Genomic DNA, 15,069 nt, shown 5'->3' on the forward strand with positions numbered 1-15,069 from the left:
CCTTCGATCAGCCCGCCTGAGGCGACGGATCGAGAGCCTCGGTTCCTGCCGCAGGCTCAGGTTTCACCGTCGGCACAGAGGCGCGGCGGTTATCCGGGGCCGAGTCATCCACTGCCACGCGTTCTACAGGCTCACCACGAATAACCTTGCCAACCTCGTCACCTGAGAGAGTTTCGAACTCAAGCAGCGCATTCGCGAGGCGATGCAGATCGTCGATATGTTCGAGAAGCAGAGCGTGAGCCCGGCGATAAGCCTCGTCGACAAGTTCCTTCACCTCGCGGTCGATCTCACGAGCGGTCTGTTCCGAGACATTCTTGTTCTGCGTGACCGAATGCCCGAGAAAAACCTCCTGGCCGTTATCGCCATAAGCGATCATGCCCAGCTTGTCGCTCATGCCCCATTCCGTGACCATGCGACGGGCCAGATTGGTCGCCATCTTGATATCGCCCGATGCGCCCGTGCAGACATTATCGGCACCGAAGATCAGTTCTTCAGCAACACGACCGCCCATTGCCAGAACCAGATCGGCCTTGCACTGCGCCTTGCTCTTCGAATACCGGTCGCCTTCCGGCAGGCTCATGACCATACCGAGCGCCCTGCCACGCGGAATGATCGTTGCTTTATGAACCGGATCGCAGCCGGGGGTCAAAATCGCACAGATTGCGTGACCGCCCTCATGATAGGCCGTATTGCGCTTTTCTGAGTCGCTCATCACAAGCGAACGACGCTCGGCACCCATAAGCACCTTGTCCTTGGCATTTTCGAATTCGAGCATTGCAACCGTACGCTTGCCGAGCCGCGCCGCCAGCAAAGCCGCTTCGTTCACGAGGTTGGACAGATCAGCGCCAGAGAAACCAGGCGTGCCACGGGCGATGACCTTGGGATCGACATCGGAAGCAAGCGGCACCTTGCGCATGTGCACACGCAGGATCTTTTCGCGTCCGGCCACATCCGGGTTCGGCACCACGACCTGACGATCGAAACGGCCGGGACGCAGAAGGGCGGGATCGAGCACGTCGGGGCGGTTCGTGGCGGCAATCAGGATCACGCCTTCATTGCTCTCGAAGCCATCCATCTCGACCAGCATCTGGTTGAGAGTCTGCTCGCGCTCGTCGTTGCCGCCACCCAGACCGGCACCACGATGGCGGCCGACCGCGTCAATTTCATCGATAAAGATAATGCAGGGAGCCGATTTCTTGCCCTGTTCGAACATGTCGCGAACACGTGACGCGCCGACACCCACAAACATCTCGACGAAATCAGAACCGGAGATCGTGAAGAACGGCACGTTCGCCTCGCCGGCGATGGCACGTGCCAGCAGGGTCTTACCCGTGCCCGGCGGGCCGACGAGCAAGGCGCCCTTGGGGATCTTGCCACCGAGACGCGTGAACTTTTGAGGGTCTTTCAGGAATTCGACAATCTCTTCAAGCTCGGACTTTGCCTCGTCGATGCCCGCGACATCGTCAAACGTCACGCGACCCTGCTTCTCGGTCAGCAGACGGGCCCGGGACTTGCCGAAGCCCATTGCGCGGCCGCTGCCGGACTGCATCTGACGGAAGAACAGAATGCCAATTCCGAGCAGGAAAATCATCGGCAGCCAGCTCGTGACGGCACGCAGGATCGGGCTGCCATCGGCATCGAGCGGCTTGGCCACGACCTCGATCCCCTTACCCGTCATGCGAGGCACGAGGCCCGGATCGACGGGGGCGTATGTCTCGAAAGACGTTCCGTCCTTGAGCGTGCCGGTGATGTTCTGGTTCTGCACTACCACCGAACGCACCTTGCCCTGATCGACATCGGTGACGAAGTCGGAATAGGCGAGTTGCTGTGAGGCGTGCTGGCTTCCACTCGGCTGAAACGCCAGAAAAAGCAGCAGCGCCAGAACGATGATGATCACCCAGAGTGCCAGATTACGGCCGAAATTGTTCATCACTGTCTCTATTGTTTCCAAACTTTGAGTCGAAGACTGACCGACGATGACACGACAGCCCTTGGTTCTCTGCCAAGAACCGGCAGCGACCACACTTTGCGAACTAACATAAGCATTCGGCGGTACGTTCCCACCCCCTCGCGATCAAGTTTTCTCTGTTTCGCGGTATTCCGGCCAGAATGAGGAGTCGCTCATAAGCATGGCCGGAGCAAATGAGAATGTCAGCCTCGCCCAGTGAGGCGCGGCGAAGGTACCCAGCTGGGGAACGGCAATCAGTTCTTGCCCCAGCCACAGCGCAGGGAGGCCGCGCAACACGATGGCGGGCAGCGCGTGATGACGAAGATGACGGGCGGCATCGCCAAGCGCCCCAATCTCCATTCCAGGCTCAGTCAGGTCGCACGAGAGTTTGAAGCGTTTGTCCCACAGCACATCAGGCCGTGCCGCAACACGCCCGACCACCGCCGACGGCTCTCTTACCAACAGCCAGTTTTTCCCCAGCCGTCCGGCAGCGCAAAGCTGCGCCCCTCCCAGCGTAACCGGCTTCGGTGCGGCTATCAGTTTTTCGAGAGAGGCTGGAGATGGCGGATATGCCGCGCCTGAGATGACCTGCCAGAGCTTTCCCAGCAGAGCCGGATCTGCAGGCAGGGAGTCCATGACCGCGAAGCCAAGAGGATCGATACGCAATGTCGTGAGTACCCGAGCACTGGCCATGCATCTCCCGTTGCGTTGCCGGGCATGCAATGCAAGCTGGTCGCGCCCCTGCGCATATCGGGCTTCATCGAGAGAAAGGCGGATACGGACACGCTCGAACCGGGGGTTTCGATTGCTCGGATCTTCGATCCATCGGACGCCTTGATGTCGCAGGGTCTCCCGCAGACGCTCCGGCGCGACCTCAAGCAATGGCCGAATATAGCGCAGCTGCGGCGTCTCACGTGACAGGGCCATGGCGGCCAGCCCATGAGGCGAACTTCCATGGGCTTGGCGCAGAAAAAACGTCTCAACCTGATCGCGCTCATGATGGCCCAGAGCGAGATCGAGAATGCCGCACGCTAGGCAGGCCTCGGTGAGCGCCCGATAGCGGGCGATGCGGGCGTTTTTCTGCAAACTCCCTGTGTGGTCGATTGAGTCGAGCTTCAGAATGACAGAGGGGATATCGAGAGCCCCGAGCCTGGCCGCGGTTTCCGCGGCTTCGGCGGCAGAATCCTCTCTGAGGCCGTGGTCGACAATCAAAGCCAGAACGGCGCGTCGCCAACGGCGCATCAGCCAGGCAAGGCAGAGACTATCTGCCCCGCCAGACACCGCAACACCGATGGGAAAACGGGCCTCATCCGGGATGAAGGGCCCGAAGACAGACATCAAACCGGCGAACTCACTTTCGCTGATCGGCTGAGGGTCTTTCAGTGGCAGCTTGCGCGCCCCTTGAATGTCGTGACAGCCGCCTTCACGCGAGGTGTAGCCGAAGGAAATTCGGAGTCGAGTTTCTGAAGGGCCTGACAAGCCGAGGTCTTGTCACCCAGGGCTAGCATCGAAGCAGAAACGCCCAGAAGGGCCTCAGGGGCGCGTGGCGATTTCGGCGCGCGATTATAGGCATCGTAATAGGCCAGCGCGGAGTCACGATATTGCTTTTGCCCGGCGAGAGACTGAGCAAGCAGAAATTGCGATTCGAGCTTGCCATTAGGCGTTTTCGCCAGTTTCAGCGCCTGACTTGCATTGCTCTGCGCTGTTGCATAATCGCGGCCCTTCAATGCCGCCTGCCCGGTCTTGAGCAGTTCGAGCGCAGTGACCGGCTTGTCAGCCGCCGCAGGCGCGGTGGGGGGTGTTGAAGGCGCATCGGATGATGCAGGCGCTGACGACGGCCCGCCACCGCCGCCATTCTGAGCCGCAAATTGCATATCGCCGATCTGCTTTGTCAGAGTCGCGTTTTGCGTCTGGACCTGATTCGAGAGTTGATCGAGTTCACCGCGCATCTCACGGTTCTCGTTTTCGAGGGTCGAAACGCGCTGGAGAAGCTGCGAGACCAGATCGCCATTCCCTGACGGGGCAGACGGCGCCGAGCCACCAGAAGTCGGGGCACTCTGCGCACGGCTCTGAACCTGCTGAATCTGATCGCTGAGCTGCTGGATCTGGTTCTGAAGCGCGATTCCCTCGCGGCTCGTGACCTGAGCCTGGGCGCCAGACGCGCCGAGCACGGACAGCAGAGAAACACTCGAGAGGATGAAGAACCGGGAAACTCGGGCACCGCGCATGGCGCATCCTTCAGTCAAATCGTGGGCGCGGGCAGGATGCCACGCGAAATCGCATTCACCATAAAACAAAACCGGCTGACGCATAAGCGCCAGCCGGTTTCGAAACTTTGCTCGTCGGATATCGTGTCGAGCCGATGAAACGGACCGTCACGATGTCATTCTCCCTCTCCCACTTTCGCAGGATAACCCAACATCAGATATCAGGAACGGAAGCGCCCTTTCGAGCGTAGAACCGATTACTTGACCGAGGTGATCCCGTTACGGTTCTGAGCCCATGCCTGCTCGTCGTCACCATCGGCAGTCGGACGATCCTTACCGTAGGAAATCGTCGAGATGCGCGAAGGAGCAACGCCCTTGGCGACCAGGTAGTCACGAGCGGCGTTCGCACGACGCTGGCCGAGAGCAATGTTGTACTCTTCCGTGCCACGGTCATCGCAGTTGCCGGCGATCTGAACGCTGACCTGCGGGTAGCGGGCGAGCCATGCTGCCTGCTTGTCGAGGGTCGCCTGGGCGTCGCTCGACAGCGTGTTGCGGTTCAGGTCGAAGAAGACGCGATCGCCGACATTGGCGACCAGATCGGCTTCGCTACCGGGCGCAGCGCCGGTTTCCTGAGCCGTTGCGCCTGCACCGGTCGATGCACCCTTGTTTGATTCGTCCGAGCAGGCAGCCAGAACGACTGCCAGACCAAGCGCACCGAGAAGCTTGAAATTCATTTTTGCCAACCCTGAATATAGTCCCCATCCGGGACCAGGAAGCGTGACGACAACTAATTACGAAGGCCGGAGTTCCCGTTTTGCTTGCTGGTTACCAGAACCATTGGGCCTCACCGATACCGACGACCAAGATCGGCCATACTCATTCCCGAGAACTGCGGTCAAGCGGGATGATAACCATCACGAGGCAAGTCGCGTGGAATTCATGAGAAAGTCAGAAATTAGTGTCTCCAACGCCACAAAACGCGGCGCCAGAGACACGATACTCAGCCTTGCAACGGCGACCAGGCCGGATCGGACGCGCCGGTTTCGGCACGAATGGGGCGCTCATGGAAGCCGGTAATATCGATCGTGCCGATTCCACTGGAGAATCCGGCGCCGCCCGCTCCTGCTGCCGACTGTCGGCAGAACGCAATCACGCGACCATTGGGGCAGAAGGTGGGGCTTTCGACAGTGAAACCCTCGGTCAGAATACGCTCGCCCGTGCCGTCAGGCCCCATGACACCCAGAGAGAACCGCCCACCGGAAAGACGGGTGAACGCAATCTGATCGCCACGCGGAGACCAGACGGGCGATCCATAGGTGCCATGCCCGTAGGAGATACGGCGGACACCGCCACCGGACGCGCTCATCATGTAGAGCTGCGGCGAGCCGCCACGATCGGAATTGAAGACGATCTGGCTACCATCGGGGCTGAAGCAGGGGCTGGTGTCGATCGCGCCCGAATTGGTGATCTGACGTTTGGCGCCCGAACCCAGATCGACAACGAAGATGTCCGAGCCGCCGCCGCGCGTGGCAGACAGAACGACCTGGCTGCCATTGGGCGAGAAACGCGGCGCGAAGGAGATGCCGTCGAATTCACCGAGCATGCGCTGGCTGCCCGAGCCCAGATCGAACGTATAAACGCGAGGGCGGTTATTCGCGTAGGACATGAAGGCAATCTGGTCGCGCACCGGGTTGAAGCGCGGTGTCAGCGTCAGCCACCGCCCTGAGGTCAGAATGTGGTTATTGGCCCCATCCTGATCCATGACGGCAAGGCGCGTGATCTGATGATGGCGCGGACCCGTCCGGGCAATATAGGCAAGGCGGGTATCGAAATACCCCTTCTCACCCAGCATGCGCTCATAAATCACGTCAGCGATCGTGTGCGCGATTCGGCGCCAGTTCGCCGCCGAGGCCGTGTAAGCGGTACCCTGGATCTGCTCGCCGGTCAGGACGTTCCACAGACGCATCTCCACACGGGTGCTGCTCGATCCTGCGGCGCTACCGGTTACGGCAGCGCGGGCCCCCTGCGCCTTGAGCGAGGGGAAATCGGGCGTTCCTGACGTGCCGGGCAGTATGGTGAACAGCCCCGTCGATTCGAGGTCGGCAGAGACCACGCCGGTGATCTGCTCGCCGAGCCCCGGCCCGAAAGAGGGAATCGAGATGGGTATCGGCGCCGTACGCGCCTGATCGACTGTAATCTCGGCTTCACCCGGCGCATTCGCAGCCTGGGCAAAGGCGCTGAGCGGGGTGGCCAGAAGCCCCCCTGCCGCGATGGAGGCGCCGAGAAGGGAGCGGCGGGAGAAAAGGGTGGAAAGGCTCTGTGCCTGATCGTCGGTCAACAGGGGCTTATCGACTGGCATGACTTCGCTTCTCTTGCGCTCTTTGAGGTTCATGGGCGGAACACGAATTTGAGTTCGTGTGTCTTGCCCAGAAGGTTTGACGGTATGGGAAGTTTCGAACAGGTCGGGCTCAGCACGGCATCGCGTGCCCGCTCGGCCAGCGCCCGATAAGACGGGTCGGCATTTGCCTTCGCCTGAGTATCGGGAGCGAAACGCGCCATTCTTGCCTCTCCGGTCGCATCAACGGTGACAATCAGATGCGCACTAAATGAGGCATAATTACGCGCTTCGGTATCTTCGGAGTAGCAACGCCGCACCGACCCGCCGATGGCCTTCTGCTCGGCCGAGCTCAGCGCGTTGGTGATATCGCCATTCGGTGCCCCGCCGCCATTTGGCGCGCCACCCTGCTGGGGGTTGGCACGGGCCTTGGGCGGATGGGTCTGCTTCTGGTCCGCTCGCAACGAATCCAGCGTTGCCAGGAGCGAATGCGAGTCGGCCTGCGTCTTCTTCGCCGGGTTAGGCTGCGTGATATGCGAGAAAGTAGGCGTCTCAGGCAGCTTGTCGACAGGCTGTGTCTGTGGCGAGGGCGGCGCAACCTGCTTGGACGCCGATGGGGGCGACGGCTTGGGCGGCGAGGCCTTTATAGGCTCAGCCGAGTCGTCGACCATCTTCTCCGGCGTTTTCACGTCGGGCAAAGGCGGAGTCTTGCTTTCCGCCGGTGGCGGAATGGGCGGCGGCGGCGGCGCAGGTGGCGGCGGCTCCTCCACCGGTTGAGGCGTGGGCGGCGTCGGCGCCGGCGGAGCGTCGGTGGGCGTCGGGGCAGGCGCCGGAGCGGGCTTGGGCGCAGGCGTATCCGCCTTGTGCGGCGTCGCTGGCGGCCCGGAATCCTCGAAAGCCATTTCGATCGGCGGGGGTTCAGGGGGCTCGGGAGGCTTGCTCATTGGCAGCCGCACGAGAAGAAAGCCGATGAACAGCGCATGCGCTGCTACCGACGCTCCCAGAGCATAGCGGAAGCGCCGGACATCGGACCGACGGGGACGCAGCAAGGCTGCTTCTCCTCTGGTTACTGGCCCGCGGCCGGCTGCTGGGCAAGCAGCGCCACGTGCGTGAAGCCACCCGAGGTAATCTTCCCCATGATGTCCATCACCTGACCGTAATTGATATGGGCATCGGCACGAACGAAGATGCGATGCTCCTTGTCATTCTGTGCAGCCTGCTGAAGCTGCGCGACCAGTTGGTCGGCCGAGACAGGATCCTCTCCCAGAAAGATGCCGCCATCCGATTTGATCGACACCGTGATCGGTTTCGTATCGGCGTTGAGCGGGCTCGCATCGGTCTTGGGCAGATCCACATTGACGCCACTCGTCATCATGGGGGCTGTCACCATGAAGATGATGAGAAGCACCAGCATGACGTCCACGAGCGGGGTCACATTGATTTCCGACGCCGGGCGTCGCCTGCGGCCGCGCGCGGGGCCGCCCCCTGCAGACATGCCCATGGGTCTTAGCTCCGCTCTTCCGACTGGCGCGACAGAATCGCTGCAAATTCGGTGCCGAATGCGTCCATACGCTCGGCGAAATGGTCGAGCGCGCTGCTCGTCACGTTATAGGCGACATAAGCCGGAATGGCCGTGACGAGACCGATGGCCGTCGCGAAGAGCGCTTCGGAAATACCGGGAGCGACGACGGCCAGGTTGGTGTTGTGCATCGCAGCGATCGAGCCGAAGGCATGCATGATACCCCAGACCGTTCCGAACAGACCGACGAACGGCGCGACCGGGCCGATAGTGGCAAGCGCCACGACGCGTCGGCTGAGGCGATCCATTTCACGGGTGACGGTGATGTTGATGGCGCGGTCTACACGGTCGCGCACGCCGCCACGGGCGAGGTCGATGCCAGTGATTCGTGCAGAGCGGCGCCATTCGCCCATGGCAGCGCCGAAAACAGCGGCCATCGGATGAAGCGGCTTGGCACCGTCGGAGTCGTAGAGATCCTCCAGGCTGCCACCGGACCAGAAACGATCCTCGAATTCCGTGGCCTCACGATTGACGCGACGCATCAGAATGATCTTCTCGATGATCACGGCCCAGACAAAGGCGCTGCATAAAATCAGCCCCAGCATGACCAGCTGCACCACAATGGACGCATGAAGGAACAAGTCCAACGGTGACAAACCAGAAGCGGCGGCCCCTAGGTCAGCCGCATTTACCGCTCGATCCAAAAAAACCTCCTGAGGCTTCGTTCTGCGTCACGCCTATACAGTGCAAGCGATACCGGCGCCTATCCCGAATCGTTACGCGCAATCGTTCCTGCCGATCCTCAGCTCTGGTTCGATAACGCCTGAAGGGAAGCACGCCATCGCGGCGGAATTCGGGCGGGCCGCCCGGAATTCTGCATGATGCATGCCAGCTCGACTGTCAGCGTGGCGGCCTGCATGTCGCCACACGTCACGACCTGACGCAACTGGCAACGTGCGGCTCCGACAGAATCAATTGTTGTTGTGATCTCGGCCCAGTCATCCAGCCGCAGGGGAGCATGATACTCTATGCTCAGCTTCGTTACGACAAAGACCAGACCGCTCTCTTCCTGAAGCGCCGAAACGGGCGTTCCGGCCATGCGAAGCGCCTCGGTACGGGCGCGCTCGGCAAAAGCGAGATAGCGCGCGTGATAGACAATCCCGCCTGCATCCGTGTCTTCGTAATAGACGCGAAACCCGATCTTATGCGCCTTCATCGCTCTCTCTCAGCAAATCGAACTGGGCGGCGCTGGCCGAAGCGGGTGCCTTCATGCCCAGATGCGCCCAGCCGCGCTCTCCCAGCATACGCCCGCGCGATGTTCGCAGCACCAGCCCCTCCTGAATCAGGTAGGGCTCTATCACGTCCTCAAGCGTATCGCGCGCTTCCGCCAGCGCAGCGGCAAGCGTCTCCACGCCGACCGGGCCACCGTGGTGATGCTCGGCAATGCGCAGCAAATAGCGTCGATCCATCGCGTCGAGCCCTACCGAATCGACTTCAAGCCGTGACAGCGCCGCATCGGCCATGTGACGCGTGATGGCACGCCCCTCGGGCGCACCGACAGCAGCGAAATCACGCACGCGTCGCAGCAGACGACCGGCAATACGCGGCGTTCCGCGGGAGCGCCGGGCAATTTCCTCGGCGCCTTCCTCCGTCAGGTTCATGCCGAGCTTGGCCGCACCGCGAGAGACGATCGAGCGCAGCTCCTCTGGTGTATAAAAGACAAGCCGCAGGGGAATACCGAAGCGATCCCGCAGCGGCGTGGCAAGCAGCCCCGCGCGCGTGGTCGCGGCCACAAGTGTGAAAGGCGCCAGATCGATACGCACCGAGCGCGCAGCCGGACCCTCGCCGATAATCAGATCGAGCTGGAAATCCTCCATCGCGGGATAGAGTACTTCCTCAATGGCGGGCTGAAGGCGATGAATCTCATCGATGAACAGCACGTCATTGGGCTGGAGGTTGGTAAGGATCGCAGCCAGATCGCCTGCACGCTGAATGACCGGCCCCGAGGTCGCCCGAAAGCCGACGCCAAGCTCACGCGCTACGATCTGCGCGAGGGTGGTCTTGCCAAGCCCCGGCGGCCCGTGGAGCAGCACATGATCGAGTGCCTCGCCACGACTGCGCGCCGCCTGAATGAACACAGAGAGATTTTCGCAACTCGCGCGCTGGCCCGTAAAGTCATCGAGCGTCTGCGGGCGCAGGCCGTGATCGCTATCATCCATACGACGCTCAGGATTGAGCGCCCCGCGATCTGTCTCGCTCATGATCCTGCTCCGCTCGTTCTACGGCTAGACCATTCCCCTGCCCGCCCAGGACTACCTGTAAGCCTCATCGGGCCAGATCCTTCAGAGCCAGCCGAATGATCTTGTCCAGCGTTGCGCCTTCATGTTCGACGAGAATACGGCTCAAAACCGGCCACGCCTCAGCGCGACGGAAACCGAGCCCGGCGAGAGCCTGAAGTGCATCTGCCTCGACGCTTCCAACCACGGAACCCACGACCTTCCCGAGCGGGGCCGTGCCACCGCCGGGCATCTTACCCACCTTGTTCTTGAGTTCTATCACGATGCGCTCAGCCAGACGCGCCCCAACACCGGCCGCACGGGTCAGCATCGCCTTGTCACCGGCGCTGATCGACAAAACCAGATCACCCGGTGTCGAAACGGAAAGAATGGCCAAAGCGACCTTGGCTCCCACACCTTGCACCGTCGTCAGCAGGCGGAACCACTCCTGCTCGTCAGAAGTCAGAAACCCGAAAAGCTGGATAGCGTCTTCACGCACCACAGTTTCGATCAGCAGGCGTGTCTTTTCTGGAGCAGACGGCAGATTGGCCAGGGTTCGGCTGGAGGCGGAGACAAGATAACCCACACCATTCACATCCAGAATGCAGCGGTCTGTTTCCGTGCTGACGATAATGCCGGTCAGGAGCCCGATCATGCCATGCGCTTTCCGGCCTGAACGAGACGCGAGGTCTCGCGGTGATGCGCGTGGCAGATTGCAACCGCCAGCGCATCCGAAGCGTCAGCCTTGTGAATCACAGCGCCGGGCAGCAGACGTTTGACCATCATCGTGACCTGCTCCTTTGTCGCGGCACCCGTACCGACCACCGATTTCTTGACCATCATCGCCCCGTATTCAGCAACGGGAAGGCCTTCATAGGCAGGGGTCAGAAGAGCGACACCACGCGCATAGCCCAACTTGAGCGTCGACGAACCGTTTCGATTGACATAGGTTTCTTCAACGGCAGCTTCTGCAGGCTGATAGTCGCGTATCAGCTTTTGCAGCGCGCCATGCAGCTCGCACAGACGCAAGGGCACCGATTCGGCACCGTCGGTCGCGATAACACCCGAGGCGACATGCTGCAGGCGATTGCCTTCGACATCGATCAGACCCCAGCCCATGAATCGCAAGCCAGGGTCAATCCCGAGAAGTCGGATCAAGCAGCCAGTGCCTGGGCGACGTCGTCAGGGATATCGAAATTGGCATAGACGGCCTGGATGTCGTCATTATCTTCGAGCACGTCGATGAGCTTCAGCACCGAACGCGCCTTTTCCTCATCCAGCGTCACAGTGTTCTCAGGGCGCCAGTCGAGCTTGGCCGAGCTGGGTTCCCCAAAGCGCGCTTCGAGCGCATCACGCACGGCGAACAGGCTCTCCATGGCGCAGGTGATTTCGTGCCCGTCTGCCGTCAGCTCGGCATTATCGGCACCCGCTTCGATAGCGGCTTCCAGCATGTCTTCCTCAGACGCGGCGGCGGTCGGGTAGGTCACGACACCGAGACGCTGAAACATGAACGATACCGAGTTGCTCTCGCCCATCGATCCGCCATGCTTCGAGAAGGCCGCGCGCACTTCGCTAGCGGTGCGGTTACGGTTATCGGTCAGGCCCTCGACGATCACGGCAACGCCAGCCGGGCCATAGCCCTCGTAGCGCACTTCGACGTAATCCTCGCCGCCGCCGGCGCCGCTGGCCTTCTTGATGGCGCGCTCGACGTTGTCCTTGGGCATATTGGCCTCGCGTGCGGCAATCATCGCCGCACGTAGACGAGGGTTCGAGGTGGGGTCAGGCAGGCCCGAGCGGGCCGCGACCGTGATTTCACGCAGGATCTTCGCAAACTGCTTGGCACGCTTGGCGTCCTGCGCACCTTTGCGGTGCATGATATTCTTGAATTGCGAATGACCGGCCATCAGAGCCTCTCCTCAACCTTGCTTTCTCAGGCCAGACGGCCATGACAATGTTTGAACTTCTTGCCCGACCCGCAAGGGCAGAGCGCGTTGCGCGGCGTTTCCTGCGCGTAGCTCTGAGCCTCGGGCACGTTCAGACCATCGGCCGAAGGCGCCTGAAACAGGGCCGAAGACTGCATGCCGACCTGACGTGGCTCCAGCCCCGCAGACGAGAACCCCTCGTCATTGGGTGCAAAGATCTGCTGCGCCTCGGTACCAGGGAACGGGTCGGCCTGCTGCACAACCTCGATACGCGACATGGTGGTCGTTACACGCAGGCGCATGTCGTCCAGCATGGCGGTAAAGAGTTGGAATGCCTCGTGCTTGTATTCGTTCAGCGGGTCGCGCTGGCCATAGGCACGCAGACCGATGCCCTGACGCAGCTGGTCGAGTGCATGAAGATGCTCTTTCCACACAGCATCGAACGAGGTCAGAAGAACCTGCTTTTCGATATGGCGCATGATGTTCGGACCGATATTGGCCGAGCGCGCCGCCTGTGCCTGATTGGCAGCTTCTTCGACCCGCTGGATGACCAGACCGGCATCCATCCCGTCTTCCTTCGACCAGTCACGGATCGGCAGATTCAGATTGAGCAGCGACAGCAGATCGGCTTCGAGCGCCTCGCTTTCCCACTGTTCGGCAAAGGCTTTTTCGGGAATACGCGCGTGAACTGCTTCCTCGATGCTCTGCTCACGCAGCTCGTGGATGATGCCGGACACATCTTCCATCGCCATGTATTCGCGACGCTGGGCGTAAACTTCCTTACGCTGATCGTTCATCACGTCATCGTATTTGAGGACGTTCTTGCGCATGTCGAAATTGCGGGCCTCGACCTTTTTCTGCGCGCGCTCAAGCGCCTTGTTCAGCCAGGGATGAACGATGGCCTCGCCTTCCTTCATGCCAAGCTTCGTCCAGAAAGCGCCCATGCGTTCGCCGCCATAAATACGCATCAGATCGTCTTCAAGCGACAGGAAGAAGCGTGACGCACCCGGATCGCCCTGACGGCCCGAACGGCCACGGAGCTGATTGTCGATACGACGGCTCTCGTGACGCTCTGTGCCGATCACGTAGAGGCCGCCCAGCTCCTTGACCGTACCATGATTGACCGCGATTTCCTCGCGCAGACGCATAATCTCTGCCTCATGAGCCGATTCATCCTCGATCTTTTCGAGGCTCTGGCGGATGAGCATGTCGAGATTGCCGCCCAGCTTGATGTCTGTGCCACGCCCCGCCATGTTGGTCGCGATCGTGATGGCACCCGGCGCACCGGCCTGCGCGACGATCTGCGATTCCATTTCGTGAAAACGCGCGTTCAGCACGCTATGCGGGACATTCTTGGCCTTGAGCTGGTTCGAGAGATATTCGCTCTTCTCGATCGAGGTCGTGCCGACAAGAACCGGCTGACCCGATTTCGAGACTTCCTGGATCAGATTGGCGACGGCGTCGAATTTCTCGCGTGCCGTGATGTAAACCTCGTCATCCGTATCCTTGCGCGCGACAGGGAGATTCGTCGGAATCTCTACCACATCGAGCTTGTAGATCTCGGCAAATTCATCGGCTTCGGTCATGGCCGTACCGGTCATGCCCGAAAGCTTGGGATAGAGACGGAAATAATTCTGGAAGGTGATCGAGGCCAGAGTCTGGTTTTCAGGCTGGATCTCGACATGCTCTTTCGCTTCGAGCGCCTGATGCAGTCCGTCGGAGTAGCGTCGGCCGTCCATCATACGGCCCGTGAACTCGTCGATGATGATCACCTTGCCGCCACGCACGATATATTCGACATCGCGGGCGAAAAGCGTGTGGGCACGCAGCGATTGCTGCACATGGTGCATGACGGCGATATTATGCACGTCATACAGGCCGCCTTCGTTGAGAACGCCTGCCTCATGCAGCATCGCCTCGACCTGATCGGAGCCCTGTTCGGTCAGGATGACCGTACGCAGCTTCTCGTCGCGCTCGAAGGCGTCCTTGTTCTTCACGAGCTCGATCACGACGTCATCGACCGCACGATAAAGGTCCGAGCTGTCATCGGCAGGACCTGAAATGATCAGAGGCGTGCGCGCCTCATCGATCAGGATCGAATCCACCTCATCGACGATGGCATGGTAGAACGGCCGCTGGACCATCTCCTCCAGCGTGTATTTCATGTTGTCGCGCAGGTAATCGAAGCCGAATTCGTTATTCGTGCCGTAGGTGATGTCAGAACCATAGGCCGCGCGGCGCTCGTCATCCGACAGATTGGGCACGATGACGCCGGTCGTCAGGCCGAGGAAGCTGTAAAGCTTGCTCATTTCCTCGGCGTCGCGCTTGGCCAGATAGTCATTGACTGTGACCACATGCACGCCCTTGCCTGCCAGCGCGCTCAGATAGACGGCCAGCGTCGCGACGAGCGTCTTGCCTTCACCCGTCCGCATTTCGGCTATGCGCCCCGAATGCAGCACCATGCCGCCCACGAGCTGCACATCGAAATGCCGCATGCCAAGCACGCGTCGCGAGGCCTCACGGCAGACAGCGAAGGCCTCGGGCATGATCTTGTCGAGACTTTCGCCCCCGGCGATGCGGCCCTTGAATTCCTGTGTCTTCGCGCGCAGCGCCTCATCGTCGAGCGCCTTTGCGGCAGGCTCAAGCGCGTTGATTTCAGGCAGGCGCTTCTGATAGCCCTTCAGCGAGCGATCATTGGCGGTGCCGAACACGGCGCGGGCGATACGAGCGAACATGACTGTCCTTCTGGCGACCTGGTCCGAAACAGGCGGACCGCAAACTGAAAGGCGGATTATCCCGACCCGCACGTACCGGGTTGTTCCGAAGCCGGAAGCGTCGGAAGCCGGAATACGGCGAAAGCGC

Annotated in this window: 14 protein-coding genes; all 14 read right to left on the reverse strand. The window is 60.9% G+C overall.

What is annotated here, in order from left to right; genetic code table 11:
* Positions 1-7: 7 nt before the first annotated feature.
* Positions 8-1,930 (reverse strand): ATP-dependent zinc metalloprotease FtsH, encoded by a 1,923-nt coding sequence (gene ftsH, locus ABHV46_RS04005; protein WP_438382870.1) that lies wholly within the window; start codon positions 1,928-1,930, stop codon positions 8-10.
* Positions 1,931-2,074: 144 nt separating this feature from the next.
* Positions 2,075-3,286 carry a tRNA lysidine(34) synthetase TilS gene (tilS, locus tag ABHV46_RS04010; protein ID WP_438382872.1) on the reverse strand — a complete coding sequence of 404 codons (1,212 nt, stop codon included), beginning with the start codon at positions 3,284-3,286 and terminating at the stop codon, positions 2,075-2,077.
* A 41-nt stretch (positions 3,287-3,327) separates the two neighbouring features.
* Positions 3,328-4,176, reverse strand: coding sequence for a hypothetical protein (locus ABHV46_RS04015; protein WP_438382874.1), 849 nt, complete (start codon positions 4,174-4,176; stop codon positions 3,328-3,330).
* 236 nt (positions 4,177-4,412) lie between these two features.
* Positions 4,413-4,889 (reverse strand): peptidoglycan-associated lipoprotein Pal, encoded by a 477-nt coding sequence (gene pal / locus ABHV46_RS04020; protein WP_267310793.1) that lies wholly within the window; start codon positions 4,887-4,889, stop codon positions 4,413-4,415.
* Between the two features lie 266 nt (positions 4,890-5,155).
* The gene (tolB, locus tag ABHV46_RS04025) at positions 5,156-6,514 is read right to left on the reverse strand and encodes a Tol-Pal system beta propeller repeat protein TolB (protein WP_438382876.1); all 1,359 of its coding nucleotides are present in this window, start codon (positions 6,512-6,514) and stop codon (positions 5,156-5,158) included.
* A gap of 29 nt (positions 6,515-6,543) precedes the next feature.
* Positions 6,544-7,539 (reverse strand): energy transducer TonB, encoded by a 996-nt coding sequence (locus ABHV46_RS04030; RefSeq protein ID WP_438382877.1) that lies wholly within the window; start codon positions 7,537-7,539, stop codon positions 6,544-6,546.
* A 17-nt stretch (positions 7,540-7,556) separates the two neighbouring features.
* Complete coding sequence (gene tolR, locus ABHV46_RS04035; RefSeq protein WP_336944927.1) at positions 7,557-7,991, reverse strand: protein TolR; 435 nt, start codon at positions 7,989-7,991, stop codon at positions 7,557-7,559.
* Between the two features lie 5 nt (positions 7,992-7,996).
* Positions 7,997-8,713 carry a protein TolQ gene (tolQ, locus tag ABHV46_RS04040; protein WP_336944926.1) on the reverse strand — a complete coding sequence of 239 codons (717 nt, stop codon included), beginning with the start codon at positions 8,711-8,713 and terminating at the stop codon, positions 7,997-7,999.
* 98 nt (positions 8,714-8,811) lie between these two features.
* Positions 8,812-9,225 (reverse strand): tol-pal system-associated acyl-CoA thioesterase, encoded by a 414-nt coding sequence (gene ybgC / locus ABHV46_RS04045; RefSeq protein WP_438382882.1) that lies wholly within the window; start codon positions 9,223-9,225, stop codon positions 8,812-8,814.
* Positions 9,212-10,270, reverse strand: a complete 1,059-nt coding sequence (gene ruvB / locus ABHV46_RS04050) for a Holliday junction branch migration DNA helicase RuvB (protein WP_438382883.1) — start codon at positions 10,268-10,270, stop codon at positions 9,212-9,214. Before ruvB ends, ybgC begins: the two co-directional genes overlap by 14 nt.
* Positions 10,271-10,334: 64 nt before the next feature.
* Entirely contained in the window at positions 10,335-10,940 is a 606-nt protein-coding gene (gene ruvA, locus ABHV46_RS04055; RefSeq protein WP_438382885.1) for a Holliday junction branch migration protein RuvA, read from the reverse strand.
* The gene (gene ruvC / locus ABHV46_RS04060) at positions 10,937-11,443 is read right to left on the reverse strand and encodes a crossover junction endodeoxyribonuclease RuvC (RefSeq protein ID WP_025823960.1); all 507 of its coding nucleotides are present in this window, start codon (positions 11,441-11,443) and stop codon (positions 10,937-10,939) included. Before ruvC ends, ruvA begins: the two co-directional genes overlap by 4 nt.
* The gene (locus ABHV46_RS04065; protein ID WP_438382888.1) at positions 11,440-12,189 is read right to left on the reverse strand and encodes a YebC/PmpR family DNA-binding transcriptional regulator; all 750 of its coding nucleotides are present in this window, start codon (positions 12,187-12,189) and stop codon (positions 11,440-11,442) included. Before ABHV46_RS04065 ends, ruvC begins: the two co-directional genes overlap by 4 nt.
* 26 nt (positions 12,190-12,215) lie before the next feature.
* Positions 12,216-14,942, reverse strand: coding sequence for a preprotein translocase subunit SecA (secA, locus tag ABHV46_RS04070; protein WP_438384241.1), 2,727 nt, complete (start codon positions 14,940-14,942; stop codon positions 12,216-12,218).
* Positions 14,943-15,069 lie beyond the last annotated feature (127 nt).

The organism is Asaia sp. BMEF1, assembly GCF_051628905.1.
GTDB lineage: Bacteria > Pseudomonadota > Alphaproteobacteria > Acetobacterales > Acetobacteraceae > Asaia.